The sequence below is a fragment of the Xanthobacter luteus genome, from assembly GCF_040049235.1.
Taxonomy (GTDB): domain Bacteria; phylum Pseudomonadota; class Alphaproteobacteria; order Rhizobiales; family Xanthobacteraceae; genus Xanthobacter.
In genome coordinates this window covers 1,221,120-1,236,378 of sequence record NZ_JBDZDO010000001.1, presented here as the reverse complement: position 1 = coordinate 1,236,378, position 15,259 = coordinate 1,221,120, and the positions used below count along the sequence as shown (strand labels likewise).

The 15,259-nt window shown below is 68.8% G+C and carries 16 protein-coding genes and 1 tRNA gene; 12 read left to right on the top strand and 5 right to left on the bottom strand.

The window, feature by feature from the left end; all coding sequences use genetic code 11:
- Positions 1–72: 72 nt before the first annotated feature.
- The 8 genes from ABLE88_RS06010 (at position 73) to ABLE88_RS05975 (ending at position 7,291) form a co-directional block, all read left to right on the top strand.
- Entirely contained in the window at positions 73–1,731 is a 1,659-nt protein-coding gene (locus ABLE88_RS06010) for a DEAD/DEAH box helicase (protein WP_510182855.1), read from the top strand.
- A 261-nt stretch (positions 1,732–1,992) separates the two neighbouring features.
- Positions 1,993–2,268, top strand: coding sequence for a translation initiation factor IF-1 (infA, locus tag ABLE88_RS06005; protein WP_012115181.1), 276 nt, complete (start codon positions 1,993–1,995; stop codon positions 2,266–2,268).
- Positions 2,269–2,292: 24 nt separating this feature from the next.
- Positions 2,293–3,105, top strand: a complete 813-nt coding sequence (locus tag ABLE88_RS06000; protein ID WP_348830529.1) for a hypothetical protein — start codon at positions 2,293–2,295, stop codon at positions 3,103–3,105.
- A 198-nt stretch (positions 3,106–3,303) separates the two neighbouring features.
- Complete coding sequence (locus tag ABLE88_RS05995) at positions 3,304–3,798, top strand: DUF2165 family protein (protein WP_348830528.1); 495 nt, start codon at positions 3,304–3,306, stop codon at positions 3,796–3,798.
- Between the two features lie 220 nt (positions 3,799–4,018).
- A complete protein-coding gene (locus ABLE88_RS05990) occupies positions 4,019–4,867 on the top strand; it encodes an ABC transporter ATP-binding protein (RefSeq protein WP_348830527.1) in 849 nt (282 codons plus the stop codon).
- A gap of 5 nt (positions 4,868–4,872) precedes the next feature.
- Positions 4,873–5,688, top strand: coding sequence for an ABC transporter permease (locus ABLE88_RS05985; RefSeq protein WP_348830526.1), 816 nt, complete (start codon positions 4,873–4,875; stop codon positions 5,686–5,688).
- Positions 5,689–5,725: 37 nt separating this feature from the next.
- Entirely contained in the window at positions 5,726–6,748 is a 1,023-nt protein-coding gene (locus ABLE88_RS05980) for an ABC transporter substrate-binding protein (protein WP_348830525.1), read from the top strand.
- Between the two features lie 336 nt (positions 6,749–7,084).
- Positions 7,085–7,291, top strand: coding sequence for a cold-shock protein (locus tag ABLE88_RS05975; protein WP_348831097.1), 207 nt, complete (start codon positions 7,085–7,087; stop codon positions 7,289–7,291).
- Between the two features lie 113 nt (positions 7,292–7,404).
- Here ABLE88_RS05975 and ABLE88_RS05970 read toward each other — a convergent pair whose 3' ends face one another.
- Both ABLE88_RS05970 and ABLE88_RS05965 read right to left on the bottom strand, forming a co-directional pair.
- The gene (locus ABLE88_RS05970) at positions 7,405–7,995 is read right to left on the bottom strand and encodes a L,D-transpeptidase (protein ID WP_348830524.1); all 591 of its coding nucleotides are present in this window, start codon (positions 7,993–7,995) and stop codon (positions 7,405–7,407) included.
- A gap of 194 nt (positions 7,996–8,189) precedes the next feature.
- On the bottom strand, positions 8,190–9,002 hold the full coding sequence (locus ABLE88_RS05965) for an alpha/beta fold hydrolase (protein ID WP_348830523.1): 813 nt from the start codon (positions 9,000–9,002) through the stop codon (positions 8,190–8,192).
- 247 nt (positions 9,003–9,249) lie between these two features.
- On the opposite strand from ABLE88_RS05965, the gene ABLE88_RS05960 reads away from it, so the two are divergent.
- Positions 9,250–10,548, top strand: a complete 1,299-nt coding sequence (locus ABLE88_RS05960) for a hypothetical protein (RefSeq protein WP_348830522.1) — start codon at positions 9,250–9,252, stop codon at positions 10,546–10,548.
- A 170-nt stretch (positions 10,549–10,718) separates the two neighbouring features.
- Here ABLE88_RS05960 and ABLE88_RS05955 read toward each other — a convergent pair whose 3' ends face one another.
- The 3 genes from ABLE88_RS05955 to gph form a co-directional block, all read right to left on the bottom strand.
- Positions 10,719–11,834: an acyltransferase family protein gene (locus ABLE88_RS05955; protein WP_348830521.1), complete on the bottom strand. Its 1,116-nt coding sequence runs from the start codon at positions 11,832–11,834 to the stop codon at positions 10,719–10,721.
- Positions 11,835–11,984: 150 nt separating this feature from the next.
- A tRNA-Val gene (locus tag ABLE88_RS05950) sits at positions 11,985–12,059 on the bottom strand.
- Between the two features lie 164 nt (positions 12,060–12,223).
- Positions 12,224–12,907, bottom strand: coding sequence for a phosphoglycolate phosphatase (gene gph, locus ABLE88_RS05945; RefSeq protein ID WP_348830520.1), 684 nt, complete (start codon positions 12,905–12,907; stop codon positions 12,224–12,226).
- 273 nt (positions 12,908–13,180) lie between these two features.
- Between gph and ABLE88_RS05940 the strand changes: the two genes are divergently transcribed.
- The 3 genes from ABLE88_RS05940 to ABLE88_RS05930 all read left to right on the top strand — a co-directional run bounded on the left by ABLE88_RS05940 (position 13,181) and on the right by ABLE88_RS05930 (position 15,169).
- The gene (locus ABLE88_RS05940; RefSeq protein WP_348830519.1) at positions 13,181–13,624 is read left to right on the top strand and encodes a hypothetical protein; all 444 of its coding nucleotides are present in this window, start codon (positions 13,181–13,183) and stop codon (positions 13,622–13,624) included.
- Between the two features lie 147 nt (positions 13,625–13,771).
- Positions 13,772–14,479: a ribose-5-phosphate isomerase RpiA gene (rpiA, locus tag ABLE88_RS05935; protein ID WP_348830518.1), complete on the top strand. Its 708-nt coding sequence runs from the start codon at positions 13,772–13,774 to the stop codon at positions 14,477–14,479.
- A 144-nt stretch (positions 14,480–14,623) separates the two neighbouring features.
- Positions 14,624–15,169, top strand: a complete 546-nt coding sequence (locus tag ABLE88_RS05930) for a DUF2059 domain-containing protein (RefSeq protein WP_348830517.1) — start codon at positions 14,624–14,626, stop codon at positions 15,167–15,169.
- Positions 15,170–15,259 lie beyond the last annotated feature (90 nt).

Sequence of the window (15,259 nt, the reverse complement as noted above, 5' to 3'; positions counted from 1 at the left end):
TCTCATCCCTGATTGACGGACACCCCAGGCCACGCGGGTTGTCGAAGACCCCGCAGCCTTACGCCGCGCCCCATGGGCCGCCGGCGCGCGCTGCCCCATGAAAGACAGAGCTTGACCTCTTTTTCGACCCTCGGCCTCGCCGAGCCCCTCGTCCGCGCCCTCGAAGAGGCGCGTCTCACGACTCCGACCCCCATCCAGGACCAGGCGATCCCGAAGATCCTCGCCGGCCGCGACCTGATCGGCATCGCCCAGACCGGCACCGGCAAGACCGCCGCCTTCGCCCTTCCCATCCTCGACCGTCTCATCCGCCATCGCATCCGGCCCGAGCCGAAGTCGGTGCGCGTGCTCGTGCTCTCGCCCACCCGCGAGCTCTCGGGCCAGATCGTCGAGGCGTTCCAGAGCTTCGGCCGCCATGCCGGCATCAGCGCCGAGCTCGCCATCGGCGGCGTGCCCATGGGCCGGCAGATCCGCGCCTTGGCGCGCGGCGTCGACGTGCTGGTGGCCACCCCCGGCCGCCTCATGGACCTCGCCGAGAACCGCGCGGTGCGGCTCGACCAGGTGGAGGTGCTCGTCCTCGACGAGGCCGACCAGATGCTGGACATGGGCTTCGTCCACGCGATCCGCGCCATCGTCCGGCGCCTGCCGCAGAAGCGGCACTCGCTGTTCTTCTCCGCCACCATGCCGCACGCCATCGCCGATCTCGCCGGGTCCATGCTGCATGACCCGGTGACGGTGGCGGTGACCCCGGTCGCCAAGACCGCCGACCGCGTCGAGCAGCGCGTGATCCACGTGGACAAGGCCCGCAAGGGCGCCCTGCTGGCCGAGGTGCTCACCCAGGAGCCGGTCGACCGCGCGCTCGTCTTCACCCGCACCAAGCACGGCGCGGACAAGGTGGTGCGCATCCTCGCCAAGGCCGGCCATCCGTGCGAGGCGATCCACGGCAACAAGTCCCAGAACCAGCGCGACCGCGTGCTCCAGGCGTTCCGCGACGGCGAGATCCGGGTGCTGATCGCCACCGACATCGCCGCCCGCGGCATCGACGTCACCGGCGTGTCCCACGTGGTGAACTACGATCTGCCCAACGTGCCGGAGAGCTACGTGCACCGCATCGGCCGCACCGCGCGCGCCGGCCGCGAGGGCATCGCCATCTCGTTCTGCGACCACGAGGAGCGCGCTTTCCTCAAGGCCATCGAGCGGCTCATCAAGCTGCAGATCCCGGCGAGCGACCGGCGCGGCGCCGCCGCGCCCGAGGCGATCATCGACAGCGGCCAGGACGACCGCCCGCCCGCGCGGCCGCAAAATGCCGGCCGCCGCGGCGGACCGGGGGGTCAGCGCTTCGGCGAGGGCCAGCCCGTGCGCGAGGGGCGCCCGCCGCGCCGCCATGCGGAAGGCCGCAGCGGCGAGGGCCGCCCGATCGAGGCGCGCTCCGGCGAGGCCCGCGCAAGCGAGCGGCGCGAGGATGGCCGCAAGGAGGCGCACAAGCCGCGCCACCCCGGTGCCCGCGGCGATCACCCGCGGGCCGACCATTCCCGTTCGGACGAGGCCCGCGCCCATGGCGCCGGCCGCCCCGAGCGGTCCGAGGGCCGCGGCCCGCGCGCCGAGCGCGGCCCGGCCGGCGTCAGCAAGCCGATCGGTGCCATCGGCTTCATGAAGGCGGTGCCCGAGCGCGCGCAGCCGCGTGCCCAGCCCGCCAGCGGCGCGGCGAAGCCGGCCCGCCGGCCGGCGCGCTAGAAAACGCCCTGGCGCGCGATCCGGCCAGGCCGCAGCGGCTTGGCCGGCCGGTCGCGCTCCAGCGTGACGCGGGACAACGGGTTTGCCGATCGCTCGCCCCGCGCGCCGATCGGCGCGGGCTCCCGGGCTTGCAGCCGCGAGAACCGGTGCCAAGCGGGGCGATTGTCCCGCGCGGACCAAACTGGCTATAGGCCGCGGGCCGGAATTGTGCGAGAAGTCCGCCTCTTCCGCGCCCCCTACGGCGCATTCGGAGACGACTATATGGCGAAGGAAGAATTGCTGGAGTTCGAAGGAACGGTGACGGAAGTGCTCCCGGACGGGAACTTCCGCGTGCGGCTCGACAACGACCATCAGATCCTGGCCTATGCCGCCGGCAAGATGAAGAAGAACCGCATCCGCACCATCGAGGGCGACCGCGTGGTGGTCGAGATGTCGCCCTACGATCTGGATCGCGGACGCATCAACTTCCGCCACAAGGCCGAGGGCAACGCCCCGCCGCCCGGCGCGCGCCGCCAACAGAACTTCCGCCGCCGCTGAGACCCTCCTCGGGTTGGCAGCCAGATGCCGTCTTCGCGTCACGCCGAGTTGCCGGAGACCCCGCCTGGCGCACGCGAGAAGGAGCGCGCCGGCGCGCTCGCCGCCGGGGCGCTCATGGCCCTTGCCGTGCAGACGCTGGGCATGTTGGTGGAAGGCGGCGTCGCCAAGGCCTATCTGGACCATCATTGCGCCGACGCCGCCGACCATGGAGAGCGGCCGCCGTTCCGGCTCTGCGCCTGTCGCCATGCGCTGCCGCGCACGGCCAACGAATTCCTCTGGAACCGCATCGCCTCGCCCCTTTATGCCCTCGGCGGCTGGAATGCGGTCCGCGGCGAGGCGGAGGCGCTGGTGGACGGGGCGCTGGAAACCATGCCCGGCGCCGTGGCGCGGCAGGCGCTGGACCTCACCGTCGCGCAATTGCTCATGCCCGACCCCGGTGATGGCCTTCAGCCGCGCTCGCCATATTATCTTCAGCACATCGGTGCCTGGTATCCCGACAGCGCACAGGCCTTCCGGAATTCGCGGCAGCAGCGCGGCATCGACTTCTCGCTCCTCAACTGGCCGACCCGGGCGGTGATGGGCAGCTCCCTTGCGGTCCTGCTTGTGTTCACGCTTTCGGTGCGGCGCGCGCCGCGCCAAGCCCTGTTCGCGATGGCCGTCCTTGCGGCCGTGCTGGGCAATGCCTTCATCTGCGGCGCCCTCTCCAACCCCAACCGCCGCTACGAGGGGCGGATGGTGTGGCTGGTGGCGAGTGCCGCGGCGCTGCTGGTTTTCTCCGGCACCACGTCCGCCCGCTTGGCCCGGCGGAAGACCGCACCGCTGCCCGGGCGCGCCTGACCGCGCGGGCCGCGGCCGCGCCCGATTTCCGGCCCTTGCCTCGGCAAGTCCACGCTGCTTAATGCCATTTCTGGGCCGCGGGCGCCCGCCGTCGCTGATGGCAGGCCGCGGCTGCGGGCGGCGGCTGGTGCTTGCCCCGCCGGCGGGAAGGGGCGGGCCGCCGGATTCCGGCGTCGCGCCGTGCCAGGGGAGGGGAAGATGGAGCTTCGCTTCGCCAAGGTGGTGCTGGTGGCCGCGCTGGCCGCCTTCGCCCTCGTCGTCGCCTACGGCAACATCGTCGACTACGATTCCAATTACCAGTTCGTGCGCCACGTGCTGAGCATGGACACGACCTTTCCCGGCAACGCGCTGAGGGGCCGGGCGATCACCGACGAACGCGTCTGGCGCGCCGCCTATGCCGCCATCATCGCGGCGGAGGGGCTGACCGGCCTTCTGCTCGCCGCCGCAGGCGTGCGCATGGCGCTCCGTCTCGGCGCGCCCGCCGCCGCGTTCGAGCGCGCCAAGGGCCTCGCTTATCTCGGCTGCGCGCTCGCCTTCATGGTCTGGTTCTTCGGCTTCATGGTGGTCGCGGGCGAGTATTTCGCCATGTGGCAGTCGCGCGACTGGAACGGCCAGGCCGCGGCCTTCCGCTTGTACACGGCGGTGCTTGGCGTTCTGATCCTGCTCGCTTTGCCGGAGCGGGAGGTCCGCTAGAGAACACGCTGTCCACGAGTTTTGCGGGCGCTTCGCCGCGCAGACCGGATCCGTTTGCGCCGATCGCGCCTGCGCCGCATCGCGGCAGCTTCCGCACCCCTTGCCTCTTTTGCGCCCGTGGCTACCTTGGCCTCCCGGCCGCGATGGCCGAAAGGCTTCAAGCCGGAACAACCGGCGGCGCCGGCCAAAGCGGGCGCGTGGAAGGGCGGAGGAGACGCGGGTGTCGCGACCCTTGAGCGTGGTGCAGGGAGGCCGCGAGACGGCGAAGCGCGCCGTCAGCCTTGCGGGCGTGCGCATCGCCTTCCCCGGATCGGGGCGCGCGGATGCGCCTTTCGTGGCGGTGGACGGGGTCGATCTCGACGTGGCGGACGGGGAGTTCGTCGCCATCGTCGGGCCGACCGGCTGCGGCAAGTCCACCTTGCTGAACGCCACCGCCGGACTGCTCGCGCCCGCCGCCGGCGCGGTCTCCATCTTCGGCGCGCCGCTCGCCGGGCTGAACCGGCAGGCGGGCTACCTGTTCCAGGCCGAGGCGCTGTTTCCCTGGGAGACCGCGCTCGACAACGTGGCCATCGGCCTCGACATCGTCGGCACGCCGCATGAGGAGGCGCGGGCGCAGGCGCGGCAGTGGCTCGCGCGGGTCGGCCTCGCCGCATTCGCGGATCGCTATCCCCACATGCTCTCGGGCGGCCAGAGAAAGCGCGTGGGCCTCGCCCAGGTGCTGATCCGCGATCCCAAGATCCTGCTCATGGACGAGCCGTTCGGGCCGCTCGATGCCCAGACGCGCCAGATCATGGGCGCGCTGCTGCTCGACCTGTGGAGCGCCGACCGCAAGGCGGTGATGTTCGTGACGCACGATCTCGAGGAAGCGATCGCGCTCGCCGACCGGGTGGTGATCATGGGCGCCGGTCCGGCCGCGCGCATCATCGGCGAATGGCGCGTGCCCATCGCCCGCCCGCGCGACATGGACGTGCGCCTCGAACCCGCCTTCCACCAATTGCACCGGGAGATCTGGACCGCGCTGAAGGACGAGGTGGTGAAGGGCTACAGGCAATCGGAAAGCGCGGGCTGACGACGATGACGCGCAACCGCCTGGCGCTCGCGGCGCTGCAGATCCTGGTCGCCGTGGTGCTGATCGCGATCTGGCATTTCGGCTCCACCCTCAAGCTGGACCTTCCGGCGCTCTCGCCGAAGCCGTTCTATCCCCTCGACCCGTTCTTCTTTTCCACGCCGGTGGCGGTGTTCCAGCGCACCTTCCACGATTTCTACACCGGGGTGATCTGGTATCACCTCGGCATCACCTTGCTCGAGACCATGCTCGCCTTCGTCATCGGCGCCGCGGGCGGGGTGCTGATCGGCTTCTGGTTCGCCCGGAAGGCGCTGCTCGCCGCCGTGTTCGATCCCTATGTGAAGATGGCGAACGCGCTGCCGCGGGTGGTGCTCGCCCCGATCTTCGCCTTGTGGCTCGGCCTCGGCATCTGGTCCAAGGTGGCGCTCGGGGTGACGCTGGTGTTCTTCATCGTCTTCTTCAACGTCTATCAGGGCGTGAAGGAGGTGAGCCCGACCTTGCTCGCCAATGCCCGCATGCTCGGCATGAACGAGCGCCAGCTGATGCGCAACGTGTTCTGGCCCTCGGCGCTGTCCTGGATGTTCTCCTCGCTCCACACCGCCGTCGGCTTCGCGCTGGTGGGCGCGGTCGTGGGAGAATACCTAGGCTCGGCGGCGGGCCTGGGCTACCGCATCCATCAGGCGGAGGGGGTGTTCGACGTGACCGGGGTGTTCTCCGGCATGCTGGTGCTCGCCATCTTCGTCATCCTCATCGACACGCTGGTGAGCGCGGTCGAGAACCGGCTCATGGTATGGCGCCCGCAGTCCGCCGCCGGGCAGGGATGAGACCAACGGGAAGTGCACGCGAAGTGGGAGGAATAAGATGAAAGTGCTGCAGTCTGCGCTCGCCCTCGTGGCGGCGCTCGGCATTGCCGCAACGGCCGTGCCGGCCGTCGCCCAGCAGGCGGAAAAGCCCAAGCTCACCCTCGGCGTCGGCGGCAAGCCGCTGCTATATTACCTGCCGCTGACCATCGCCGAGCGCAAGGGCTTCTTCAAGGACGAGGGCCTCGACGTCTCCATCAACGATTTCGGCGGCGGCGCAAAGTCGCTCCAGGCCTTGATCGGCGGGTCGGTGGACGTGGTCACCGGCGCCTATGAGCATACCATCCGCATGCAGGCCAAGGGGCAGGACATCGTCTCGGTGATCGAGCTCGGGCGCTTTCCCGGGATCGTTCTGGTGGCGAAGAAAGACAGCAATATCAAGAGCCTGAAGGATCTGAAGGGGGCCAAGATCGGGGTCACCGCGCCGGGCTCCTCCACCAATTTCTTCGTCAACTTCCTGCTCGCCAAGGAGGGCCTGAAGCCCGAGGACGTGGCGTTCGTGGGCGTCGGCGGCGGCGCCTCGGCGGTGGCGCAGATGAAGCGCGGCGGCCTCGACGCCATGTCGAACCTCGATCCCGTGATCACCAAGCTGGAGAGCGACGGCGACGTGATCGTGCTGGCCGACAGCCGCACCGAGCAGGGCAACGACAAGATCTTCGGCGGCACCAATCCGGCCGCCGTGCTCTACATGAAGACCGACTTCGTGACGCAGAATCCGGTGACCACGCAGAAGCTGGTCAATGCCTTCTACAAAGCACTCGCTTGGCTGAAGACGGCCACGCCCGAAGACGTGGCGGCGGTGGTGCCGGAGGAATACCTGCTGGGCGACAAAGCGCTCTACGTCGCCGCGGTGAAAAACTCCCTGCCGATCTATTCGAGGACGGGCATGATCCCCGAGAGCGGCATGAAGAACGCCCTCAACATGCTGGTGGAGTTCGATCCGGAGCTGAAGGCGGCCAAAGTCGACCTCGCCAAGACCTTCGATCCGCGCTTCGTGAAGAAGGCGTCGGAAGGGGGAAAGTGACGCCTTACCCTTGAAACGCCGCAATCGAAGCCTATCTCAGGACCACCCAAGCCGGACAACGTGCTTTTGAGCGCGTGCGGGAGACGGACGGATGTACTCCGATCCCGCGACGGCAAGGGTGTTCGTTCCCTTCGCTTGCATGTTCTCATCGTGCGCGAAGGGACGAGCCCAATGGACAGTTCGTGGTTCGGCCTGCTTCTTTTCGTATCCTTCGGGCCGCGTCAAAATAAGCCTTCCTTCTTCGGACTTGTCCTGAACCGGGTGCAGCCGCCGGCGCGCGAGCGCGTGGGCGCCGCACCGGGTTCGCATCACGAGCCCGAACGCAAGGAGGCCACAATGGCCACGGGTACTGTCAAGTTTTTCAACGCCCAGAAGGGCTTCGGCTTCATCCAGCAGGAGGGTGGCGGCCCCGACGTGTTCGTCCACATCTCCGATGTGGAGCGCTCCGGCCTTTATTCCCTGAGCGACGGCCAGAAGGTATCCTTCGACGTGGTCGCCGACAACCGCGGGAAGAACAAGGCGTCGAACATCGCCGCGCTCTGAGCGCGATCCGGCCGGCTGGCCGGAGCCGCGCCGCGCCTGACGCGCGAAACGAAAAGGCCCGGGTCTCGCGACCCGGGCCTTTTCCGTCTCAAGACGCCGCCGCGCCGGCGCGATCACTGCTGAACGTAGACCGTCGCGCCGATGCGCACCCGGTTGTAGAGGTCCACGACGTCGTCGTTGGTCATGCGGAAGCAGCCCGAGGAGACCGCCTGGCCGATGGTCTCCGGCTCGTTGGAGCCGTGGATGCGGTAGAGGCTCGAGCCGAGATACATGGCGCGCGCGCCGAGCGGGTTCTCGATGCCGCCGGGCATGTAGCGCGGCAGGTCAGGGCGGCGGCGCAGCATCTGCGGCGGCGGCGTCCAGCCCGGCCATTCCCGCTTCGCGCTCACCGACTTCACGCCGTACCAGCGGAAGCCGTCGCGCCCCACGCCGATGCCGTAGCGGATCGCCTGGCCGGGGCCGGTCACGTAATAGAGCCGGCGCTCGGAGGTGCGGATGACGATGGTGCCGGGCGCATACTTGCCGTCGATGGACACCGTCTGACGCGGGATCGGGCCCGAGCCGCCCATCGACATGCCGCCGGCCGGCGGGTGGAACATCTTGAAGAAGTCGAAGATCTCGTAGCGGTCGTCGGCGCGCGCCGGTGCGGCAGCCGCCAGAAGCGCCGCCAAGGCGACGACGACCAGGGTTCTCACATGCATCATGGCTCAGTCTCGGCTCGCGGGCGCAAAGGACGGCCCCGCACGTTGTCGCCATAAATCCGACACGACTGCAACCGGTTTGTGCCTCACTCGGCGGCGGCGCACGCCAGTGTGATGCGCTTTTCGCGCGCCCTGCGGTGCGCCGGCAACGGTCGGCCTGGCCACCCGCCGCGCCGGCGCCCGGCACCGGCAGCCGCTCAAGGGCCGCCGATCGCCGCGAGAAAGCGCGCGAGGGCGTCGTTGAAGGTTTCCGGCAGCTCCAGGAACGGGGCATGGCCCGCCTCGTCGAACATCAGCAGCTGCGCCCCCGGCACGGTCGCGGCGATGTGGGCGGCCATGGCGGGCGCCACCACGATGTCGCGCCCGCCCTGCACCACCAGGACCGGCAGATCGAGGGCGGACAGGACGGCGTCGTAGTCCGCCGGCCGCCCGAACATTCCCGCGCGCACCTTCGCCGGCACCATCATGTTGAGGCCGAGCAGGGTCTCGAACCCCGCGCGGTCCGGCTCCCGCGCGAAGCAATTGCGCAGGAACGCGCGGGTGGCGGCGACGTTGGTGGCGGGGTCGGTGCTGCACATCTGCCGCATGAGGCGATTGGAGGTGCCGTAATAGCTCTTCTCGTTGGAGACCACCCCGTCCACGAACACGATGCCGGACAGCGCGGCCGCGCCGTGGGCGGCGAGGTAATCGCAGATGATGCGCCCGGCATAGGACCAGCCCACCAGAACCGGCCGGCGCAGCCCGGCCTGGGCGATCACCGCGGCGAGCTCGCCCGCCCAGCGCCCGGCCTCCTGGTAGAAGGCCGCATCCTCCGGCTTGTCGGAGGCGCCGTGGCCGCGGAAATCGTAGGTGGCGCGGCGCCGGCGCGCCAGCAGCGGGCTCGCCACCTGCTGCGACCAGCACAGGCCACACTGGGAGAAGCCGTGGATGAAGAGCACATCGGGACCCGCCGCCGCGCCGTCCGGCTCCCATACGCTGGCGGCGATCGAAAGCCCGTCGGGTGTGGCCACGGTCAGCGGTCTTGGGGGAGGGAAGGCGGCATCCGTCATGGTCCGAGGCTTGCCTCAGGTCGCGGCGTCTGCCAAGCCCCTGGAACGTGTCTGGAGCTTGATCCGCCGATGGCGTATCGCCTCAATGAGCGACCAGGAGCGGCGAATCGCAGCTTCCGCTCGCCGCCGGCGGGCGAGCCGGCTTAGCGTCCAAAAGAAGCGTCCGAGTAAGCCTCCGAGTGCGCCGACCACGTCAGGGAGCATGCACATGCAGATCCGGTTCCGTTTCCAGGCGCTTGCGCTCGCGCTCCTGTGCGGCGCGGCGCTCGCGCCCGCCCCGGCCCGCGCGGCCGAGAGCTACATGACCCTCGGCCTGCCCTTCTTCGAGCCCTATCGGGTGGCCATCGCCACCATCGACGTGCACGACGGCAAGGTGAGCGGCACCTTGGCGCCGCCGGCCGGCGACCCGCGCGCGCCCCTGCCGCTTTCCGGCACGCTCGCCAACGGGCGCATGACGCTGGTCATCGGCGCGGGCACCAATGCCTATGCGCTCGATCTGCGCGAGGGCGAGCAGGACATCCAGCAGGTCTGGAGCGAGACGGCGCCGGTCGCCGATCTCGACCCCGTCGCTTTGTTCCGGCCGGTGGGCGGCTTTTCGGAAAGCGGCCTCGCCTTGCAGCATCTCGGCGCGAACTGGTGCGGGCAGCTCATCGGCGGCCTTGCGGTCGAACTGCGCACCGAGGCGCTGAAGAGCACGGCCGAGCCCCCGGCCGAACTCGCCACGCTCGACGTGGTGCTCGGCCCCAACCGCGCCAATCGGGCCACCGCCAAGCTGAAGGACGTGTGGCCGCGGCTGCGCCTGGCGGTGCTGGCCGCCGACGCCACCCCGGTCACCGTCGACGTGCGCGCGCCGCTCGGCGGCGAGGCGAAGCTCGCCCGCGCCCTGCGCGCATTGCCGCAGGTGACGGCGGTGGCGCTGCCGTCCTCCTGCGGCGAGATGGCTCTCGTCTCGGTGCCGCGCGAGCGCATCATGGACGGCGCCGAGGTGAGCGAGGCCAAGCTCAAGGCCTATGCGGAGCAGGTGCTGCCGCGGCTGATCTCCGGCGCCGAGCCGGGCGCCCGCGGCCCCGGCGCGCGCAAGTTCAAGCTGTCCGGGCTCCAGGTGGGGCGCGACGCGGCCGGCCTTGCCTTTGTGGGGGCGACGCTCCAGGGCGATGCCGAGGCGACGCGGCTCGGCAAGGGCGAGATCGACCAGTTCACCCTCACGCTCACGCCGCTCGTGACCGCAGCCGACACTGGCAACACGATCTCGCTTCTGCCGTCCGTCTCCCGCCTGCGCACCGCGCGCCGGACCGGCGCCCAGGCGCCGGACGAGGCCGCCTTCAAGGCGGTGCAGGACCCGGCGGCGGTCGCCGCCGTCGATCATCGCATCGCCAGCTGGATCGCGGCGGGCGAAGGCACCGCCTGCTCCTTCCTGACCCAGACCGCCTTTCAGGAGCCGGAGAACGCGCTCGTGTGCTCCAACCGCGTGCTGGACAGCGTGCGGGACGAGGAAGACGCCAACTGATCGGCCCGGCGCCTCCGGCGGAGGCGCCGGCTTCCACACCGGCGACCCAGCCAGCGCCCTGATCGCGAGTGCCCTGACAATCGCTCCCGATCATGCCGCGCTTCCAGTCGTCCCCGGCGGGGAGGGTGCGGCGGAAGACTTGGGCACAAACGGTCAACCGGAGGCTGCAGTCATGCCGTTTTCGTGCTCAGGCTCTCCGATCTTTCCTGAATGCTATTGGATTTGATCGTGTAAGGGCGCCGGAAGCGAAGGAAGGGAGTCTCGACGAAGCGATAGCTCGCGTAGGCGATGGGGCATGTCAGTAGAAAGCCAACGACCGACCAAAGGAAGGCTGTAGGGTAATTGTCGATAGACATGATGTGTGCGTGAATGAACTTAACCATGGGTCCATAGAAGAAAAAATGAATCAAATAGATCGAATAAGATATAGTTCCAATTAAAGCGAGGGCTCTTGCCCAGAGGGCGTTGCTAAACTGAAACGTCTCATCATAGTAGGCAATTAAAAATGCGTATCCAAAGCCTTCTATGGTCGGCATAATAATCCAGATTGGGGAGGGAGACGGATATTGGACTATTTTATAAAATCCTCCGGCCAAATTAAACATCCAATAATAAATACAAAATATAATCGCGACCAAAAGTGCGGAGATGTGTCGCCCTTTTAAAAATGGACTCCAGTAAGACAGAATCATTCCAAATATAAACTGGTCAATGCGTCCAATAATCGTCCAGTATGACAGGTATTGAACTGTACCGGTAGTCAAAAATATTGCAGTCCGTAGGAGGACGAATGCGAGAATGATCAAGAGTAATCTATTATGATTCTGGGCGCTTATCAGAAAAAGCAACGGCAGAATCAGATAAAAATGAGCCTCAATCGTGATGGACCACCCGCCGTTCGGAAGGGTAGGCATTACCACGCCCTTGGCGATGGACGCGGCATAGGCGGCAATATTCTCGCCCTCAAAATACTTTCTCAATCCGACGATGAAGATGACCAGCACCAGAAGAGGAAGAAGCCGCAATGCTCGATTGAAAAAAAAGTATTTGTATATAATTTGCTTGCCGTTGAGCATTTTAGCGAAAAGATATCCGCTAAGCGTCATGAAAAGGGCGACGCCAGTGTGTCCTTCTTCAAACAATGAGGCGAGAGGAAAGGTCGGGACATATTCGTAGGGGACACTTGCGTTGCCGATATGAACGAAGTGCCACGAGAACACCATGAAGGCGGCCATGGCTCGAATGTGGTCGAGTCCCTGATAATACTCGCCTGACGTCGATTTCATCGCCCCACCTCCATGGACCGCGCGCGCACTTTGGCATGCTCTGGTGCAGAGCGGAAGGCTGGATTTTGCGCTGCGAAGAGGCGAAAAGGTATCCGCTTCGGTACCAAAAAACAGTGCAGGCGTTCGATGGCGGCACTGTTTCGCTGAGAATGGTGGGCGATGCAGGGATTGAACCTGCGACCCCTCCCGTGTGAAGGGAGTGCTCTCCCGCTGAGCTAATCGCCCGCTCCAATTGCGAGACCGGCGATGTAGGGCGGGAGCACCCCGGCTGTCAAGGGGCGCACCGCCGGTTTCCCCAGGCCCACGCCTGCCCGCGGGGCCTGCCGCCGCCAGCCGCGCCGGGCCGTTTGCGCCGTGCTCGGGCTCCCGCGCGGGGCGCGCGCTTGGTCTCAGGCGGCCGCGCGCGCCAGCAGGGCCAGGACCGCCTCCTCCAGCTCGTCGAAATGGCCGATGAGCCGGTCGGCGCCGAGTTCGTGCGCCGGCGTCTCGGTATAGCCGAACGAGACCGCGATGGAGGGGACGCCCGCCGCGCGCGCGGTGGTCACGTCGGTGATGCTGTCACCCACCATCACGGCGCGCCGGGCCCCGCCGCCGGCGGCGGCGATGGTGGAGAGCAGCGGCAGCGGGTCGGGCTTCGATTTCGCGAAGGTGTCGGCGCCGGCGATGACGCAGAAGCGGTCCGTCAGCTCCAGCCGGTCGAGCAGCATCCGGGCGAGGCGTTCCAACTTGTTGGTGCACACCGCGAGCCGGGCGCCGCGGTCGGCGAGGCGGTCCAGCGCCCCGACCAGGCCGGGGAAGGGCCGCGAGCCGTCGGCGATATGGTCGGCATAATAGGCGATGAACTGGGCGTTCAGCACCTCGATCTCCTCCACCGGCAGCGCGATGCCCTCGCTCGCCAGGGCCCGGCGGATCAAGAGGCGCGCACCGCCGCCGATCATGTTGCGCGCCGCGGCGCGATCCACCGGCGGAATCTTGTGGGCGGCGAGCACCACGTCGAGCGCGTCGAGGAGGTCGGGCGCGGTGTCGACCAGGGTTCCGTCGAGGTCGAAGGCGATCACGGGCATTTCGGGCATGGCGGTCCTTGGCGGTTCTTCCCTCGGGGGCGGACCGAAGCGGCGCTCGGCCGCGCGATCCCGGACGATGCGGCGCGCCGGCGGGACGGGCCGATCCCGTCGTCGCGCGCCGCCGCAGCACCCTGCCTTAAATCCTGCCGCTTTTTGGCGCCAGCGTCCTGCGGCCGGGCAGCGCAGCCGGCGTGCGGGCCACGGCTCGGCGCGCAGCTTCGGAACCCGGCCCCTCGCGGCCGGGGGAAGCCTGTTTTTTCTTAATGGACGAGGAGGTTGCCGATGCGGATGGTGCACGACGGGAGGGCGGGCTTCGGACCGATCGGGCGCGCCCTGACGCGCGGGCTTATCGCCGCGCTCTCGGGCGCGGCCCTGGCGAGCCCTGCGGCGGCGCAGTCTCCCGGCGCCTACAGCTTCGCCTCGCCGCCCTCGGCGGAGGCCAACCGGGTCTATGGCGTGAACCGCGCGACCGGCGAGATGTCGGTGTGCCAGTTCGAGCGTCCGGCGGGCAGCTTTGCCGGCATCACCCGGTGCTTCGCCCAGGGCGACGGGGCCGGCGCGCAGGCGGCGGGCAGCTACGATCTCGTCCCCACCCGCTTCGCCGGCGAGACCGGCATCTTCCGGGTCAACCGCGACACCGGCGAGATGAGCATCTGCTACGTGCGCGATGCGCCGCAGGCCGGCAAGACCGATCCCATCATCCTGTGCACCCCGCCGGCCAAATGAGCCGCGCGGCGCGCGGCCGGCAAATGCACGGAGGGGGCGCCGGGTCCCTTGTCGGCGCCCGCGATCGAGGCTAGAGGCGAGGATCGGACCGCCCGCCGGGCCAGCCGGCCCGCGCCGCGGCTCCCGCCAAACCAGAACGGAAGCGCCATGGCCCCCGCCGAAGACTTGAAGCGCCGCGCCGCCGCCCGCGCCCTCGAATTCGTCACCGACGGCATGCGGCTCGGTCTCGGCACCGGCTCCACCGCGCGCCATTTCGTCGACCTTCTGGCCGAGCGCGTGCGCGAGGGGCTGAACGTGCTCTGCGTTCCCACCTCCGAGCAGACGCTGCAGCAGGCGGTGGACCTCGGCGTGCCGATCGCCACGCTGGACGAGGCGCGCGAGCTCGATCTGTGCGTCGACGGCGCCGACGAGGTGGGCCCCGGCCTCGCATTGGTGAAGGGCGGGGGCGGTGCGCTGCTGCGCGAGAAGATCGTCGCCCGCGCCGCCCGCGAGATGGTGGTGATCGCCGACGCCTCCAAGAGGGTGGCGGTGCTCGGCCGCTTCCCGCTGCCCGTCGAGGTGGTGGATTTCGGCGTCGCCAGCATCGAGCGCAGCCTCGCCGAGGCGATCGCCGCTTCCGGCTGCGCCGGCCCGCTGGTGCTGCGGCGCGACGGCGATGGTCATGCTTTCGTCACCGACCAGGGGCACCTCATCATCGACGCCCATCTCGGCCGCATCCCCGATCCCGCGCGCCTCGCCCAGGCGATCGCGCAGGTTCCGGGCGTGGTCGAGCACGGTCTGTTCCTCGGTCTCGCGGGCCGGGCCGTGCTCGCGGGCACGGACGGGATCGAGGTGCTCGACCGCTCCAGCTTCTGAGGCCCGCGCCGGCCGGCTTGCCCTGCGGGGGCGGCCGGGCGCCGCGGTCTTTCGCGATCGATCGGAGACCAACCCGCCGGCCGGACCGCTCGATGCGACCGGTTCCGGCTCCAGAATGCGACAACCTTCTTTGCGGAGAATCCCATGCGCGCACAGATCCTCGCCCGCCGTGCCGGCCTCGGCCTCCTGGCGGCGCTCGCCGTCACGGCCGCCCCGCTCGGCCTTGCCCCCTTGCGCCCCGTGGGCGCCAGCGCCCAGCAGGCGGCGCAGCCCTCGGCCGCGCTGATCGCCATCGCCAAGGAGCTGGTGGCGGCGAACGGCGAAGCCCGCGCCTTCGAGGGTGTGATCTCGGAGATCGTCAACGGCGCGGCCCGCTCCTTCGTGCCCACCAATCCCGATCTCGCAAAGCCGCTCGCCGACGTCGCCCAGACGCTGCGCGTCGAGTTCGAGAAGCGCCAAGGCGAGGTGGTGCAGATCCTGGCTTCGGCCTACGCCTCGCGCTTCACCGAGGCCGAGCTGAAGGAGGCGCTGGCCTTCTACCGCACCGCCACCGGCAAGAAGCTGGTCGCCGACCGGCCGGCCATCGTGCAGCAGACCGTGCAGGGCATCCAGGTCTGGGGCGCCCAGGTCAATGCCGAGGTGCTCGAGCGCGTGCGCGCCGAGATGAAGAAGAAGGGCTACGACCTCTGAGGCCGCAGCCGCTTCGGCCGGCGCCGAAGCAAAAGGGGGGCGGCGGCGCGGCGCGTGGCCTGGTCAGGGGCCGAGTCCAGGACGACGCAC

Excerpts from the sequence above, each read along its gene's own strand:
- infA (WP_012115181.1), top strand. The coding sequence starts at position 1,993 with ATGGCGAAGGAAGAATTGCTGGAGTTCGAAGGAACGGTGACGGAAGTG.
- ABLE88_RS05955 (WP_348830521.1), bottom strand. The coding sequence starts at position 11,834 with ATGAAATCGACGTCAGGCGAGTATTATCAGGGACTCGACCACATTCGA.
- ABLE88_RS05995 (WP_348830528.1), top strand. The coding sequence starts at position 3,304 with ATGGAGCTTCGCTTCGCCAAGGTGGTGCTGGTGGCCGCGCTGGCCGCC.
- gph (WP_348830520.1), bottom strand. The coding sequence starts at position 12,907 with ATGCCCGAAATGCCCGTGATCGCCTTCGACCTCGACGGAACCCTGGTC.
- ABLE88_RS05970 (WP_348830524.1), bottom strand. The coding sequence starts at position 7,995 with ATGATGCATGTGAGAACCCTGGTCGTCGTCGCCTTGGCGGCGCTTCTG.
- ABLE88_RS05985 (WP_348830526.1), top strand. The coding sequence starts at position 4,873 with ATGACGCGCAACCGCCTGGCGCTCGCGGCGCTGCAGATCCTGGTCGCC.
- rpiA (WP_348830518.1), top strand. The coding sequence starts at position 13,772 with ATGGCCCCCGCCGAAGACTTGAAGCGCCGCGCCGCCGCCCGCGCCCTC.
- ABLE88_RS05975 (WP_348831097.1), top strand. The coding sequence starts at position 7,085 with ATGGCCACGGGTACTGTCAAGTTTTTCAACGCCCAGAAGGGCTTCGGC.
- ABLE88_RS06000 (WP_348830529.1), top strand. The coding sequence starts at position 2,293 with ATGCCGTCTTCGCGTCACGCCGAGTTGCCGGAGACCCCGCCTGGCGCA.
- ABLE88_RS05960 (WP_348830522.1), top strand. The coding sequence starts at position 9,250 with ATGCAGATCCGGTTCCGTTTCCAGGCGCTTGCGCTCGCGCTCCTGTGC.
- ABLE88_RS05930 (WP_348830517.1), top strand. The coding sequence starts at position 14,624 with ATGCGCGCACAGATCCTCGCCCGCCGTGCCGGCCTCGGCCTCCTGGCG.
- ABLE88_RS05980 (WP_348830525.1), top strand. The coding sequence starts at position 5,726 with ATGAAAGTGCTGCAGTCTGCGCTCGCCCTCGTGGCGGCGCTCGGCATT.
- ABLE88_RS06010 (WP_510182855.1), top strand. The coding sequence starts at position 73 with ATGGGCCGCCGGCGCGCGCTGCCCCATGAAAGACAGAGCTTGACCTCT.
- ABLE88_RS05940 (WP_348830519.1), top strand. The coding sequence starts at position 13,181 with ATGCGGATGGTGCACGACGGGAGGGCGGGCTTCGGACCGATCGGGCGC.